We start from the raw sequence: 13,902 nt of genomic DNA on the forward strand, positions 1-13,902 counted from the left end.
TCGCACTAACCTGAACGGGTGCGGACTTCATTGATGGATGTGCTGGCTGATCGTATTCTCATCGCCGACGGCGCGATGGGCACGATGCTTCAGGCCGCGGACCTCACGCTCGACGACTTCGACGGGCTCGAGGGGTGCAACGAGATCCTCAACGTCACCCGCCCGGACGTGGTGCGCGGGGTCCACGACGCCTACCTGGCCGTCGGCGCCGACTGCGTGGAGACCAACACCTTCGGGGCCAACCTCGCCAACCTCGCCGAGTACGACATCCCGCACCGCATCCGCGAGCTGTCCGAGGCCGGCGCCCGGATCGCCCGGGAGGCCGCCGACGCGGCCAGCACCCCGCAGCGGCCCCGGTTCGTGCTCGGCTCGATCGGGCCGGGCACCAAGCTGCCCACCCTCGGGCACGCCGCCTACTCGACCCTGCGCGTCGCCTACCAGGAGAACGCCGCGGGTCTGATCGTCGGTGGCGCGGACGCGTTGATCATTGAGACCTGTCAGGACCTGCTCCAGGTCAAGGCGGCAGTCGTCGGGTCGAAGCGGGCGATGGCCGAGCTGGGTCAGACCGTTCCGATCATCTGTCACGTGGCGGTGGAGACCACCGGCACCATGCTGGTCGGCAGCGAGATCGGGGCTGCCCTCGCCGCGATCGAGCCGCTCGGCGTGGACCTGATCGGGCTCAACTGCTCGACCGGCCCGGCCGAGATGAGCGAGCACCTGCGCTACCTGTCGCAGCACTCCCGGATCCCGCTGTCGGTGATGCCGAACGCCGGCCTGCCGGTGCTGACCGCCGACGGGGCGTACTTCCCGCTGACTCCCGTGGAGCTGGCCGAGGCCCTGGAGCGGTTCATCACCGAGTACGGCGTGGGGCTCATCGGTGGCTGCTGCGGCACCACCCCGGAGCACATCCGGGTGCTGGCCGAGCGGCTGCACGGCGTCACCGCCCCGGCCCGTGAGCCCCGGCACGAGGCGGGCGTCTCCTCGGTCTACCACCCGGTGCCGTTCGCCCAGGACGCGTCGGTGCTGATGGTGGGGGAGCGGACCAACGCCAACGGCTCGAAGGCGTTCCGGGAGGCGATGCTCGCCGGCGACTGGCGGGCCTGCGTGGAGATCGCCCGCAGCCAGGCACGGGACGGCTCGCACCTGCTCGACCTGTGCGTGGACTACGTCGGCCGCGACGGCACGCAGGACATGCGGGAGCTGGCCGGTCGGTTCGCCACCGCGTCCACCCTGCCGATCATGTTGGACTCCACCGAGCCGGCGGTCATCGAGGCCGGGTTGGAGATGCTCGGTGGCCGCTGCGTGGTCAACTCGGTGAACTTCGAGGACGGGGACGGCCCGGAGTCCCGCTACGGGCGGGTGATGCCGGTGATCCGGGAGCACGGCGCCGCCGTGGTGGTGATGTGCATCGACGAGGAAGGGCAGGCGCGCACCGCGGCGGACAAGGTCCGCATCGCCTCGCGCACCATCGACGACCTGACCGGCCGATGGGGCATGGACCTGTCCGACATCCTGATCGACACACTGACCTTCCCGATCGCCACCGGGCAGGAGGAGACCCGCCGCGACGGCATCGAGACGATCGACGCGATCCGGGAGATCGCCCGCCGTTACCCGGGGATCAACTTCACCCTGGGCATCTCGAACATCTCGTTCGGGCTCAACCCGGCGGCCCGGCAGGTGCTCAACTCGGTGTTCCTGCACGAGTGCGTGCAGGCCGGCCTGACCTCGGCGATCGTGCACGCCAGCAAGATCCTGCCGATGTCGAAGATCCCCGACGAGCAGCGCGAGGTCGCGCTGGACATGGTCTACGACCGACGCCGCGAGGGGTACGACCCGTTGCAGCGCTTCCTCGAACTCTTCGAGGGTGTCGACGTGACGAGTGCCCGGGCCAGCCGAGCTCAGGAGTTGGCGGCGTTGCCGCTCGACGAGCGGCTCAAGCGGCGGATCATCGACGGTGAGCGCAACGGCCTGGAGGCCGACCTGGACGAGGCGATGGCCGGCGGCCGGTCCCCGTTGTCGATCATCAACGACATCCTGCTGGACGGCATGAAGGTGGTCGGCGAGCTGTTCGGCTCCGGTCAGATGCAGCTGCCGTTCGTGCTCCAGTCCGCCGAGGTGATGAAGACCGCGGTGGCCTACCTCGAACCGCACATGGAGACCATCGAGGACGGCGGCAAGGGCCGCATCGTGCTCGCCACCGTGCGCGGCGACGTGCACGACATCGGCAAGAACCTGGTCGACATCATCCTGTCCAACAACGGCTACGAGGTGGTGAACATCGGCATCAAGCAGCCGATCAGCGCCATCCTGGACGCCGCCGAGGAGCACCGCGCCGACGCGATCGGCATGTCCGGGCTGCTGGTCAAGAGCACCGTCATCATGAAGGAGAACCTGGCCGAGATGGCCACCCGCGGGGTCGCGGAACGCTGGCCGGTCCTGCTGGGTGGGGCGGCGCTGACCCGCGCGTACGTCGAGGACGACCTCCGGTCGACGTTCCCCGGGCAGGTGCACTACGCGCGGGACGCGTTCGAGGGTCTGTCCCTGATGGACCGGGTGATGACGGCCAAGCGCGGCGGCGCCCCGGTGATCGACCCGGAGCGCGAGGCGGCTCTCGCGGCCCGGCGGGCCCGCCGGGAACGGCAGCGCTCGATGGTCACCACGTCGCTGCCGGAGCTGCACGACTCCTCGGTCCGCTCCGACGTGGCCGTCGACGTGTCGGTGCCCACCCCGCCGTTCTTCGGCACCCGCGTCGTCAAGGGCGTGCCGATGGCCGACTACGCGGCGCTGCTCGACGAACGGGCCACCTTCTCCGGGCAGTGGGGGCTGCGCGGCGCCCGGGGCGGCAGCGGACCCTCCTACGACGAGTTGGTCGAGACCGAGGGCCGACCTCGGCTGCGGTACTGGCTGGACCGGCTGATCGCCGACCAGGTCCTTGAGGCAGCCGTGGTGTACGGCTACTTCCCCGCGTACTCCGAAGGCAATGACCTGGTGGTGCTCGACGAGAACGGGCACGCAGAGCGCGCCCGGTTCTCCTTCCCGCGGCAGCGGCAGGAGCGGCGGCTCTGTCTGGCCGACTTCTTCCGACCCCAGGGTGACCAACTCGATGTGGTCGCGTTGCAACTGGTCACCGTCGGCCAGCCGGTCAGCGAGTACGCGGCGAAGCTGTTCGCCCGCAACGAGTACCGCGACTACCTGGAGGTGCACGGCCTCTCCGTGCAGCTCACCGAGGCCCTCGCCGAATACTGGCACCAGCGCATCCGCGCCGAGATGACCCTGCCGGACGGCCGCCCGTTGGGGCACGACGACCCGGCGGACCTGGCCGGCATCCTGCACAACGACTACCGGGGCTGCCGGTACGCGTTCGGCTACCCGGCCTGCCCCGACCTGGAAGACCGGGCGAAGATCATGGATCTGCTCGGCGCGGACCGGATCGGGGTCGAGCTGTCCGAGGAGTTCCAGCTCATGCCGGAGCAGGCCACCGACGCGATCGTGGTCCACCACCCGGAGGCCAACTACTTCAACGCCAAGTAACGGGCGCAGGTGCCCTGACCTGCACCTGAGGTCACCCGCAGGGCCGATGAAACCATGATCATGCCGGCTCGGGGCTCTCACCGGCTTCTGAGCCGTCCTCGACGTTTGGCCTTCGTCGACGCTTCGGACTCCCGCCAGCGCATTACTGATGACCGCCGGCCAACATCCGTGTGCCCTGTATTCCTGGGTCCCCCTGGCAAGAGAGCTGACTACGTGGAGGAAGCGTGGGATACGAGATTCACATCAGCCGAGCCGAGGAGTACTACGAGAGCGAGAGGCTGCCGATAACCCTGCCCGAATGGCAGTCCTACGCGGATGGCAATACGGCGCTCAGCGTAGGCGGTTGGCTTGGTTGGGACGAGGACCGCCAGCCCATCTATGAATACACCTGCGCGGACGGAAGTCCGGTTTCGCTGACCTGGTTCGAAGGTGCGATCGACATCAAGGGTCATTTCGATGGCGACCCCTACCGCGAGTTCGGGGCTTTCGCCGAGGATTTGCAGGCCAATCTCCAAGGCGACGACGGCGAGCGGCACACGGTGAACGGTGTTCTTCCCCCGAGTGACTAACTGGGTGACGAGCAGGCTGCGGAGTAAGCCTTTCGGGTGATTGTCGCGACCTCCCGACGTCGAGCAACGGGCCAAGGGCATGCGGTTTGGAGGTCGTCCACGGGGTCGGCACGGTCCACTGCCGACCGTCGCCGTCAGGTGAATCAGCAGCTCACAAAGTAAGTCTCCGGCTTGATCGCTACGCCCCGTCCTTGATCAATGCGACGCCACGCGTGTCGGGTGCGGATGCCACGTCATCGGAGCGCGGCGAATGGTCAGGTTTAGCCCGCTCCGAGCCGGGCAGCCCCGGGCCATGTGGGTTGACGTCGACGAACCAAACGCGGTCGAAGAGTTCTGGAACGGGATGCGGGAGGCCGCCGCTGCCGCTGCCCGACACCAGGACTCCGCCCTGTACAACGCCATCGTGAAGATCGGTAGGGCGGCGCTTGCGCAGGGCGTCGAACTGGTGCCCTCCTGCGGTTTCTTTCTTCAGTGCCCGGTCTGTAGCGCGCAGTCGGGGCAGCGCTGTCTCAACGCGCCCGGCCACCCTCTACAGGAGAACAACCTTCACCCGGAACGCGTCGAGTTGAGTGAAAAAGCCATCAGAGGTGAGGTCCCTCTTCCGGCGCCGCTCGGGAAAGTCCATCGATCCGCTTGATCAAGTGATGAAAAGTAGCTGCCAGGAGCCGTTCTGAGCTACTTTTCATCACTTGATCTCCGGGTGCCTCGCCGCCTCGCCGCCTCGCGCTGGGTCGCGGACGGACAGGTTGTTGGCGCTCTGGCACGCTGTGCGGATGCGACAGGTCACCGTGCTCGGCAGTTCCGGTGCCTTTCCCCAGCCAGGCTGTGCCTGTAGCGGCTTCGCTGTGGACTGGGACGGCTACCGCCTGGTGCTCGACCTGGGCTATGCCACGCTGCCGCGGTTGCTCAGGCACTGGCCCGATGGTGTGGTGGACGTCGTCGTCATCACCCACGAGCACCCGGATCACTGCGTCGACCTGCACGGTCTGTTCAGGATGCGGTTCTACGGTCAGCCCGGCGGCCCACGGCTGCCGTTGTACTGCCCGCCCGGCGTGCTCGACCGGCTCAGCGGCCTGGAGCCCGATGTCGACCTGCACACGGTGTTCGACCTGCACCCACTACCCGGCAGCTACCGGGTCGGGCCGTTCGACCTAACCGGGGTGTCTCTGCCGCACTTCGTGCCCAACGCCGGCATCCGGATCGAGGCCAACGGAATCGTGGTGGCCTACTCCGGGGATACGGGGCCGACTCCCGCGCTTGCCGAACTGGGCCGCGACGCCGACCTGTTCATCGTCGAGGCTACGGACCACGACGGCGAGGCCAGCCGTCCCACCCGAAACCTGATGACCTCCGCCGAGGCCGGTCGGTCAGCTCGCCGGGCGGGTGCCCGCCGTCTGATGCTCACCCACTTCTGGCCCGGCAATGACCGGGCAGCCGCAGTGGCGGCGGCGCAGGCGGATTTCGAGGGTGCCGTACTGGCGGCTCAGGAAGGGCTCACAGTGATGCTTGGGACCCCAGCCACCTGACCGCCTCAGACCTTTGTGTTCGCCACGACCCGGGCAAGGACGAGGCGGCCCATGTGGTACATGACGGGGTTGGTCTCGACGTAGTACCAGATGGCACCGAGAGCCTGTTGGAAGCTCCATGCCTTGGTGCGCTCCCACTCCAGGTCGTCGCAACCCAGCTTGTCACGGAACACCGCTCGGGACGCATCGTCGAAGAAGTACCAGCCACACATGGGGTCCAGGGCGGGATCGGCTGGAGCGAAGTCGCCGGTGTCGAGCACGCCCACCAGCCGGCCGTCGGCCACCAGGACGTTCAGCGGCTGCAGGTCGCCATGGGACATGACGTCGGCCGACGTGTGTGGCAGTTCCCGGAAGTGACTCCACAAACGCCGAAGCGTCGGGACCTCGAGCAGACCCTCGCTCTTTCCGAAACATTCCTCGACCCACTCGTCGTGGTCGGGTAGGTCGCCGCCACGGTTGTCGCCCTGGAACCGGCGGCCCTGGGTGTCGGTGGCCCGAAGCGCGCCGATCAGGTGGGCCAGGTCAATGGCGAGTTCCACGGACCCGTCGATGTCGACGGGGGCGATGCTTCCCGGTACCCACGACTGCAGCGACCACGGCAGGGGATAGTCCTTTCCGGGGTTGCCGATCGCGATCGGCCAGGGCGCCGGGAATGGGCTGTGGTCGGCGAAGCGTCGGGAGGCCTCAGCCTCCCGTTGCAGGAGCTCGGCGGCCACGGTGACATCGCGTGGCCGCAGCAGGAACCGGGCCGCCACGTCGTCGCCGATGCGGAAGATGGCGTTCACGGTGCCGTTCGACGTGACGCGCCGGACCGGTGCCGTCTCCCACCGAGGGAACTGATCCGCTATCAGCTCGCGGACGACGTCATCGGTGATCGCCAACTCATCGTCGTGCATGGCCATGCGGAAGATCTCCGATTCTGGTCGGCGGGACGGGCACACATCGCGCAGGTGGCCAGCCCGGATGTCGAGAACGCTGACGTGGCTTCGTCTCAGGGAGGATGCGGCAACGGTGACCGCACCAGACCAGGGAGATCCAGCATGGCAATCCAGCGGATGGACAACGTCCTCATCGTTGTCGAGGACCTTGACGCCGTCATCGGGTTTTTCGTCGAGCTCGGCATGGAGATGGAGGGTCGGGGGCTGGTCGAGGGGCGCTGGGTGGAGCGGGTGATCGGGATCGACGACGTCCAGCAGGAGGTGGCGATGCTGCGGACCCCGGACGGCCACGGCAAGGTCGAGCTGGCGATGTTCCACCGACCGTCGGCGATCAGCGCGGAGCCGAGGAACGCGCCGGCGAACACGCTCGGCATCCGACGCATCATGTTCGCCGTCGACGACATCGACGACGTGATCGCCCGGCTGCGGGGCCACGGCGCGGAACTCGTCGGGGAGGTGGAGCGGTACGAGGACATCTTCCGGCTCTGCTACGTCCGCGGCCCCGAAGGCATCATCGTCGGCCTGGCCGAACAGCTCCGCTGACAGGTGCGGCGGGCTCAGGAGACCAGGGTGCCGCCGTCCACGGTCACCACCGTGCCGGTGGCGTAGGTCGCCCGCAGGAGGTAGACGAATGCCTCGGCGACCTCCTCGGGTTCTCCCACCCGGCCGAGCGGAAGCGCCTCGCTGAGCTGCGCGTACATCTGCTCCCGGGTTTCGGTGGGCAGGGAGTCCCAGAGCGGTGAGCGGATCACGCCGGCGGAGACGGCGTTGACCCGGATCGGGGCGAGTTCGACGGCGAGCGCGCGGACCAGCGCGTCGATCGCCCCGGTGATGCTGGCCGCGACGGACCAGCCTGCGCTGGGCCGGTGGTTGGCGGTGCCGGTGGTGAGGGTGATCGACCCGCCGGGGCGCAGGTACGGCAGTGCCGCGTTGACTGCCGACAGGGAGCCGAAGTAGCGCAGGTCGAAGGCGGCCCGGGCGGCGGCGAGGTCGAGGGCGTCAACGGACATCAGCGCGAGGGGTTCGCCGGCGGTGTAGACGAGGTGGTCGAACGAGCCGAGACCGTGGAACAGCCGGGACACGGCGTCCGGGTCGGTGAGGTTGGCGACGTACCCCTGGGTGGTGGTTGGCAGGGTTGTCAGGGCGCGGTCCACGCTGCGCTGGTTGCTGGAGGCGACCACGACCTGGGCGCCTTCGCGGGCGGCGCGGGCGGCGGTGGCGAGGCCGATTCCCGAGGTTCCGCCAAGTACGACGACGCGCTGGTCGATGAGGGTCATGATCGTGTCCTTCCGAGATGGTGTGGTGGAGACGGTTACCACCGTGCGCCGCCGGGAACGCCCGCGTCCAAGACCTCTTTGACCTCCTGTAATGCCCGTTGGGTATCACTCCACTCATGCCCGGCGGGTATCATGGAGCGGCAACCGGACGGGGGCGGGGTGGACGTCGATCTGCGCAAGCTCCGCTACTTCGTGGTGGTCGCGGAGGAGCTGCACTTCGGCCGGGCCGCCGCCCGGCTGCACATCGCCCAGCCGGTCCTGTCGCGTCAGATCCGGGCCTTCGAGCACGAACTGCGTGCCACGCTCTTCGTTCGGGACCGCCGCTCCACGGTGCTGACCGAGGCCGGCCGACAGTTGCTGACCGACGCCCGTCCGCTGCTGGCCTCGGCTGACGCCCTGCGGCGCCGGGTGCAGCGGGCCGCGCACGACCGGCCGACGTTCACCATCGCGTTCATGCCCGGCCTTCTCGTCACCGCCGAGGCCCGCGCCATCGGCCAGCGGCACCCCGACCTGGCCGTCAACGTCGTTCGTACGTCCTGGGACGACCAGGCCGACATCGTCCGCGAGGGGCGCGCGGACGTCAGTTACGTTCGGCTTCCGGTCGACCAGCGCGGGCTGTGCCTGCGGCCACTGTTCACCGAACCCCGGGTTGTCGTCCTACCCACCGATCACCGGCTGGCCGGCAGGGAGTCGGTCGACCTCGCCGAGCTGCTCGAGGAACGGTTGTTGCAGGACCCGGACGCGGTGCCGGAGTGGCGGGACCTGCCGAACCGTCCCACCGACCCCGATCCCCGACCTCGGCCCGCGCTGAAATCCGTCGAGGAGAAGCTGGAACATGTCGCCGCGTACGCCGGGATGGTGATCCTGCCGCTGTCGACGGCGACGTTCTACACGAGACCGGACGTCAGCCACGTGCCCGTCGCCGACCTCGGCCCCAACCAGGTGTGTCTGGCCTGGGCCGAGGGCAACAGGTCTCCGCTGGTGCAGGAGTTCGTCGAGATCGCGGCCCAGCAGGCCGGTCACGATCGACCCCACGCGGGGTCAGGTGACGTGGATCGGGAAGGTCTCTCGTAGGGCCGGGTCCAGCGGCCGGCCGGTGGTCGGCTCGATGAACAGGTCGGCGAGCAACAGGTCGGGGAGGTGGCTGGGGTTGATGCCCGACTCCTTTCGGCCGAGGGCCTGCGCCGCGCCACCGAGTCGCAGCGCGGCCCGCGCCGCGCCGGCCGGCAGGCGGCCGACCCGGCGGGGCCGGCCCACCGCCGCGGCGATGCGCCCGATCATGTCCGCCCAGGTGAGGTTCTCGTCGGCGACCGGGAGGTCCGCGCCGCTGGCCTGCTCCAGGGCGTCGACCGCGACGTCGGCCACGCTGCGCGCGGAGGCCGCGGCGCTGCCACCGGTCGGGGCGACCAACGGGGTACGCGAGCGGGCCCACCGGTCCAGCGGACCGGCCCAGTTGGGCAGCCGGTCGCCGGCCCGACCGAAGACGAAGGGCAGTTCGAGTACGGCCACCGGCAGGCCCTCGCCGGCCGCCGCCCGCCCCTCCCGGGCCTGCTCCAGGCGGCACCGGATGTACGTGTGCCGTTCGGCGAGGCGCCACTGGGGGTGCAGCCGGTCGAAGTACGTGTAGTAGGAGCCCATCACGACGCCCCGGGTGAGACCTTCGAGGCGGGCGGCGGTGAACAGGCGTACCACCGGGTCGACGTTGTCGCGGCGGAACTCGGGATAGATCGGCTTGGGCAGCGGCCGTTGCTCGTCGGTGCGGGTGGCGTAGACGACGCCGTCGTGACCGGCGAGCAACCGCCGCAGCTCGTCAACCGGGGCGGACCCGACGTCGAGCAGGTGGTCGATGCCCGGCTGGGCGGTACGCGCCACGGTGGTAGCGGCGTGACCACGCTCCCGCAGGACGTCCACGACGTGTGCGCCGATCAGGCCGCTGCCACCCACCACAAGAATTCGCACGGTGCATCGTCCACTCTGGAACCGGTGTCTTGTCAACCCACGAGCGCCAACCGGCGGGTCACTGCTTGTCCTTCGCGACGTTGTAGATGTCCATGACGTCGTCGTCGAAGTAGGGCCCGTACATGTTTCCGGAGTACTTGTACGACATCACCGAGTTGACCCACCCGAACCGGAGATCGTTGTCCCAGGCACGCAGGAAGGGGCCGCCGCTGGCGCCCTTGTTGAGCGGGCAGTTCTTCAGCTTGATCCGTTGCGCCCCGGCGACCTTCGTGGTGCCGGAGGAGAAGAATTGCGACTGCCCGTCGAACGGCGGCTCGCCCGGGTAGCCGAGCAGCATCGCCGAGAACGACTTGGACTTGTTGACGCTGAGCCCCTGCCCACCGGTGACGTGCACGAGCCGGTTGCCGCCGAGGGGGTGCATGGTGACGAATGCGAAGTCCCACCAGAGGTAGCCCCAGTCGACCCAGCCCTCCACCGAGGTGAACTCCTTGGCCGACCAGAGGCCGTGCAGTGGCTCGCCCTCGGTGAACTCCGGCGCGTACACCCAGTTGTCGAACCAGACCGACCCGCCGTCTCCGGGGTGTACGCAGTGACCGGCGGTGGAGACCAGGTTCGCCTGAGGGTTGTTGATGGTGGCACCGGAGCAGAAGAAGTCCTCGTTGTGGTGGGTGAAGAAGACCCGGCCGACGCCGGGCGAGGCGTTCACCGCCTGGGTTGCCTGGCCGCTGCCCGTCGGGGACGCGCTCACCGTCGCGGTCGAGGACCGCGGTGCCGCCGGTGCTGCCACGTCGCGCGCTGCGCCGATGCGGCCGGGTCGGTCGGCGGCCTCCCCGTCGGGCGCGTCGACTCCGTCCGGCATGGGAGCGGGTTTCGCCGCTCGGATGCGCTCCGGGGTCCAGTAGGCGGTGACCAGCCTCGCCGCGGTGTCGGCGTCGGTGGGCACCTGCCCGTGAATGGTGGCGCGCGCTTCGGCCACTGTCGCGGACCCTGCGGCGGTTGTCGCGTCGGCCTGGGCCTGCGGCTGCGCGACGGTGACGGCGGCGAGCAGCATGACACCGGCCGAGATGAATCCGAGCTTGCTTCGCACGGGACCTCCTGGGATGGGGTGGTGGGGCCGATGCGTTCCGGCGTCCTGGCACAGACGCTAGGCTCGGAGAAAGGGTCCACAGTAGGCATGTCGCATACGGTCAGTGACGGTTGCCTGACTGCGGGATGCGTCACCGTGTGTCCGAGAACTTCTCACAAACGGGGGTTGGGGATGCCGGAACCGCGCGCCTTCTGGCTGGACGAGCAGTTCGACCGCGAACACGGCACCGACGGGCGCGGCCGGTACGAGGCCGAGGTGTTTCGCCGGATCGACGAGTTCGCCGACACCTGGGGTGACTTCGCACCCGTGGCGTTCGCGGTGACCGCCTGGCGGCTTGCCACCGAGCTGTCGCCGGGCTTCGTCCGCTGGCACCGGCGGATCATCTCGGCGACCTGCGAGCGCAGCCCGTGGGACGGCAGCCTGGTCTGCGCGGTGACCGTGGCCTCCCGCTGGCCGGCCGAGCTGACCTGGACCAAGCAGTGGCAACGCGACCGTGGCTGGCAGGACTGGCCCCGGCTGTTCGGCCAGTTCACCACACCCACCGAGCAGGACCAGACACGCCGCCCGCACCTGCGCGCGCTGCTTCAGGTGGAGGCGCCGGTCCCGCTCGACGACCTGCCGCCCACGCCCGACGGCCCGGACGACGGGGTCGCCGCGGCGGCGCGCCGAGCCGTGGTGGTGCTGGCCCGGGAACTCAACGACCTGCTCGCACCGATGATCGGGCAGCTCGACGCCGGAGTTCCGGCGGACTCCTGAAACGCCCGCCCGCCGGTAGGGTCGTCGGCGTGGATTCCGCCGAGATCGCCGGCCGGCTCGGAGTGCCCGTCGAGGACGTCGACCGCGTGCACCGGCTCGCCGGTGACGGGCCGTCAGCTCCGGTACCGGCCAAGGCCGACGCGCCCGCTCTCCTCGATCGGCTCACCGTGCCGCCGGAGGACGCCGCCGAGATCCTGGCGGGCTGGCCCGACCCCGACTCCGCCCTGTGGACGCCGGAGCTGCGCTGGCTGCTCGACCGCTCGATCGCCCTGGTCCGCGCCGACCTCGCGGGCCACGACTGGCTTCCGCCCGGCCCGGAGCTGCCCCGGGAACGCGGGCCGGCCTGGCGGCACCTCTACGTGTACGCGTACCTGGCTCTTGTCGACGTCGTGCGCGGCTACCACAGCGACCACGGCATCCCCGACGCCGTGACCTGGGTGACCCTGGCTGACCTGGGCCGCAACCTCGCCATCGACCGGCGGATGCGCGGCGAGGGCTGGCCGATCATGCAGAGCTGGCTGACGCTGCACTCGCGCGGCAGCGTCTACGAGCTGGGCCGGCTCCAGCACCAGCGCGGTGACGGCGCGATCGGGCTGCACGTCCCCGACTCGGGGCCGTTGGCACCGGAGGCGGTGGCGTCGTCCCTCGACGAGGCCCGCGCGTTCTTTCCCCGGCACTTCCCCGACGAGCGCTACACCGCGTTCTCCTGCGCCTCGTGGCTGCTCGACCCGCAGCTACGGGAGTACCTCCCCGAGGACTCCAACATCGTGCGGTTCCAGCGCCGGTTCGAGTTGGAGCCCTACGAGGAGTCAGCAGGGCCGGACGCCGACATCGAGGTCCTGCGGTTCGGGTTCCGGACCCTGACCACGCCGCTCGACGAACTGCCACGCCGTACGCTGCTCCAGCGGGCGATCATCGACCACCTGCGGGCCGGCGGCCACTGGCACTGGCGCCACGGCCGGTTTCCGATCTAGGCAGCCGCGTCCCACCACGCGTCGTTGGCGGCGGCCTGGGCCGACGGTTCGATGACCTCCCAACCCTCCGCGATCAATCCGTCGGCGATCCGCAGGACGTCGACCACCACGATCTCCGGCCCTCCGTCGGGGAGTCGGCGTCGCGAGTGCACCACGACGTGGTCACCGTCGGCCAGCAGGTGCAGGATGTCGACCCGCATGCCGGTGGTCGGACCGAGCGCGGCGCGGACCGCGGCGAGCCACTGCGCCCTGGTCGAGGTCGTCGAATCCGACCGGTGATGGGTGAAGTCCTCGCTCAGGTACGACGCGAGCGTGTCGACGTCGCCGGTGTCGACGAGCCCCGCCAACGCACGCCCGACAATGTTCTTGTTCTCGGTGGTCATGGGGCCAGTGTTTCCCCGGCCCGGATGGTTGTCGATGACATCGCACTTCATGGCGTCCCGGGCGAGGATGAGTAGGGTCATGATCGTGTATGCGGTCGGGGATCTCCTGCGGCAGTGGCGCAAGCGCCGAGGGCTCAGCCAACTCGACCTGGCGATCGCCGCCGACGTCTCGGCTCGGCACGTCAGCCTGGTCGAGACCGGCAGGTCCACGCCGAGCGCCGACATGATCCTCCGGCTGGCCGAGCAGCTCCACGTGCCGCTGCGTGACCGCAACCACCTGTTGCTGGCCGCCGGCTTCGCGCCCCGGTACGCGCAGCGCCCGCTCGACGACGCCGCCCTGTCGGGTGCTCTCGGCGCGGTCCGCAGGGTGCTGCGGGCACACGAGCCGTACCCGGCGCTCGTCTTCGACCGCCGGTGGAACATCGTGATGACCAACCGCGCGGTCGACCCGTTCTTCGCGTACGTGGCCCCCGACCTGTTGCGACCACCGGTGAACCTGGTCCGGCTCGGCCTGGACCCGCGCGGGCTCGCCTCGCTGGTCGTCAACCTGGCGGACGTGCGAGCGGTGTTCCGCAGCCGGATCTCACGCCAGCTCGCCGCAGCTCCGGACGCGGCGCTGGCCGCGCTCTACGAGGAGCTGCTCGGCCCGCAGACCGAGGAGCCGACGAGCGATCGCGTCCACGCCGACGTGGTGCTCCCGATGATCCTTCGGGTGGGCGATCGGGAGCTGCGGCTCTTCTCGACCATCACCACGTTCGGCACCCCGACGGACATCACCATCGAGGAGATCGCTGTCGAGTCCTACTACCCCGCGGACGCGGAGAGCGCCGCGTACTTCACGCGGTAGGGCCCGACCTGGTTGGTCACCAGGCCGGGCCCTACCGTGCGTTCACCCGCGG

14 protein-coding genes are annotated in these 13,902 nt (G+C 69.5%); 9 read left to right on the top strand and 5 right to left on the bottom strand.

From position 1 onward, the window contains the following. The first annotated feature begins 33 nt into the window (after positions 1-33). The 4 genes from metH (at position 34) to ACZ6NZ_RS20635 (ending at position 5,629) form a co-directional block, all read left to right on the top strand. Complete coding sequence (gene metH, locus ACZ6NZ_RS20620) at positions 34-3,534, top strand: methionine synthase (RefSeq protein ID WP_465860107.1); 3,501 nt, start codon at positions 34-36, stop codon at positions 3,532-3,534. A 224-nt stretch (positions 3,535-3,758) separates the two neighbouring features. Next, positions 3,759-4,103, top strand: a complete 345-nt coding sequence (locus ACZ6NZ_RS20625; RefSeq protein WP_465859600.1) for a hypothetical protein — start codon at positions 3,759-3,761, stop codon at positions 4,101-4,103. 292 nt (positions 4,104-4,395) lie between these two features. Next, positions 4,396-4,740, top strand: coding sequence for a zinc finger domain-containing protein (locus ACZ6NZ_RS20630; protein WP_465859601.1), 345 nt, complete (start codon positions 4,396-4,398; stop codon positions 4,738-4,740). A 136-nt stretch (positions 4,741-4,876) separates the two neighbouring features. Continuing rightward, positions 4,877-5,629, top strand: coding sequence for an MBL fold metallo-hydrolase (locus ACZ6NZ_RS20635; protein WP_465859602.1), 753 nt, complete (start codon positions 4,877-4,879; stop codon positions 5,627-5,629). Positions 5,630-5,634: 5 nt separating this feature from the next. On the opposite strand, the gene ACZ6NZ_RS20640 is transcribed toward ACZ6NZ_RS20635, so the two are convergent. Beyond that, positions 5,635-6,531 carry an aminoglycoside phosphotransferase family protein gene (locus ACZ6NZ_RS20640; RefSeq protein ID WP_465859603.1) on the bottom strand — a complete coding sequence of 299 codons (897 nt, stop codon included), beginning with the start codon at positions 6,529-6,531 and terminating at the stop codon, positions 5,635-5,637. Positions 6,532-6,669: 138 nt separating this feature from the next. On the opposite strand from ACZ6NZ_RS20640, the gene ACZ6NZ_RS20645 reads away from it, so the two are divergent. Beyond that, complete coding sequence (locus tag ACZ6NZ_RS20645; RefSeq protein WP_465859605.1) at positions 6,670-7,110, top strand: VOC family protein; 441 nt, start codon at positions 6,670-6,672, stop codon at positions 7,108-7,110. A gap of 14 nt (positions 7,111-7,124) precedes the next feature. Here ACZ6NZ_RS20645 and ACZ6NZ_RS20650 read toward each other — a convergent pair whose 3' ends face one another. Further along, positions 7,125-7,844: an SDR family oxidoreductase gene (locus tag ACZ6NZ_RS20650; protein WP_465859606.1), complete on the bottom strand. Its 720-nt coding sequence runs from the start codon at positions 7,842-7,844 to the stop codon at positions 7,125-7,127. A 132-nt stretch (positions 7,845-7,976) separates the two neighbouring features. Between ACZ6NZ_RS20650 and ACZ6NZ_RS20655 the strand changes: the two genes are divergently transcribed. Further along, the gene (locus tag ACZ6NZ_RS20655; protein WP_465859607.1) at positions 7,977-8,918 is read left to right on the top strand and encodes a LysR family transcriptional regulator; all 942 of its coding nucleotides are present in this window, start codon (positions 7,977-7,979) and stop codon (positions 8,916-8,918) included. On the opposite strand, the gene ACZ6NZ_RS20660 is transcribed toward ACZ6NZ_RS20655, so the two are convergent. Both ACZ6NZ_RS20660 and ACZ6NZ_RS20665 read right to left on the bottom strand, forming a co-directional pair. Beyond that, the gene (locus tag ACZ6NZ_RS20660) at positions 8,886-9,803 is read right to left on the bottom strand and encodes an NAD-dependent epimerase/dehydratase family protein (protein ID WP_465859608.1); all 918 of its coding nucleotides are present in this window, start codon (positions 9,801-9,803) and stop codon (positions 8,886-8,888) included. The two genes, ACZ6NZ_RS20655 and ACZ6NZ_RS20660, sit on opposite strands and share 33 nt — an antisense overlap. 58 nt (positions 9,804-9,861) lie before the next feature. Next, positions 9,862-10,890: a trypsin-like serine peptidase gene (locus tag ACZ6NZ_RS20665; RefSeq protein WP_465859609.1), complete on the bottom strand. Its 1,029-nt coding sequence runs from the start codon at positions 10,888-10,890 to the stop codon at positions 9,862-9,864. A 171-nt stretch (positions 10,891-11,061) separates the two neighbouring features. Here ACZ6NZ_RS20665 and ACZ6NZ_RS20670 point away from each other — a divergent pair, with 171 nt between their 5' ends. Both ACZ6NZ_RS20670 and ACZ6NZ_RS20675 read left to right on the top strand, forming a co-directional pair. Next, positions 11,062-11,646, top strand: a complete 585-nt coding sequence (locus tag ACZ6NZ_RS20670; RefSeq protein WP_465859610.1) for a hypothetical protein — start codon at positions 11,062-11,064, stop codon at positions 11,644-11,646. Positions 11,647-11,675: 29 nt separating this feature from the next. Next, entirely contained in the window at positions 11,676-12,620 is a 945-nt protein-coding gene (locus tag ACZ6NZ_RS20675) for an acyltransferase domain-containing protein (protein ID WP_465859611.1), read from the top strand. Here the strand turns inward: ACZ6NZ_RS20675 and ACZ6NZ_RS20680 are convergent. Further along, positions 12,617-13,003 (bottom strand): nuclear transport factor 2 family protein, encoded by a 387-nt coding sequence (locus tag ACZ6NZ_RS20680; RefSeq protein WP_465859612.1) that lies wholly within the window; start codon positions 13,001-13,003, stop codon positions 12,617-12,619. The two genes, ACZ6NZ_RS20675 and ACZ6NZ_RS20680, sit on opposite strands and share 4 nt — an antisense overlap. 79 nt (positions 13,004-13,082) lie before the next feature. On the opposite strand from ACZ6NZ_RS20680, the gene ACZ6NZ_RS20685 reads away from it, so the two are divergent. Continuing rightward, positions 13,083-13,850 carry a helix-turn-helix domain-containing protein gene (locus ACZ6NZ_RS20685; RefSeq protein ID WP_465859613.1) on the top strand — a complete coding sequence of 256 codons (768 nt, stop codon included), beginning with the start codon at positions 13,083-13,085 and terminating at the stop codon, positions 13,848-13,850. Positions 13,851-13,902 lie beyond the last annotated feature (52 nt).

It is taken from the genome of Micromonospora sp. NPDC047756 (assembly GCF_055587245.1).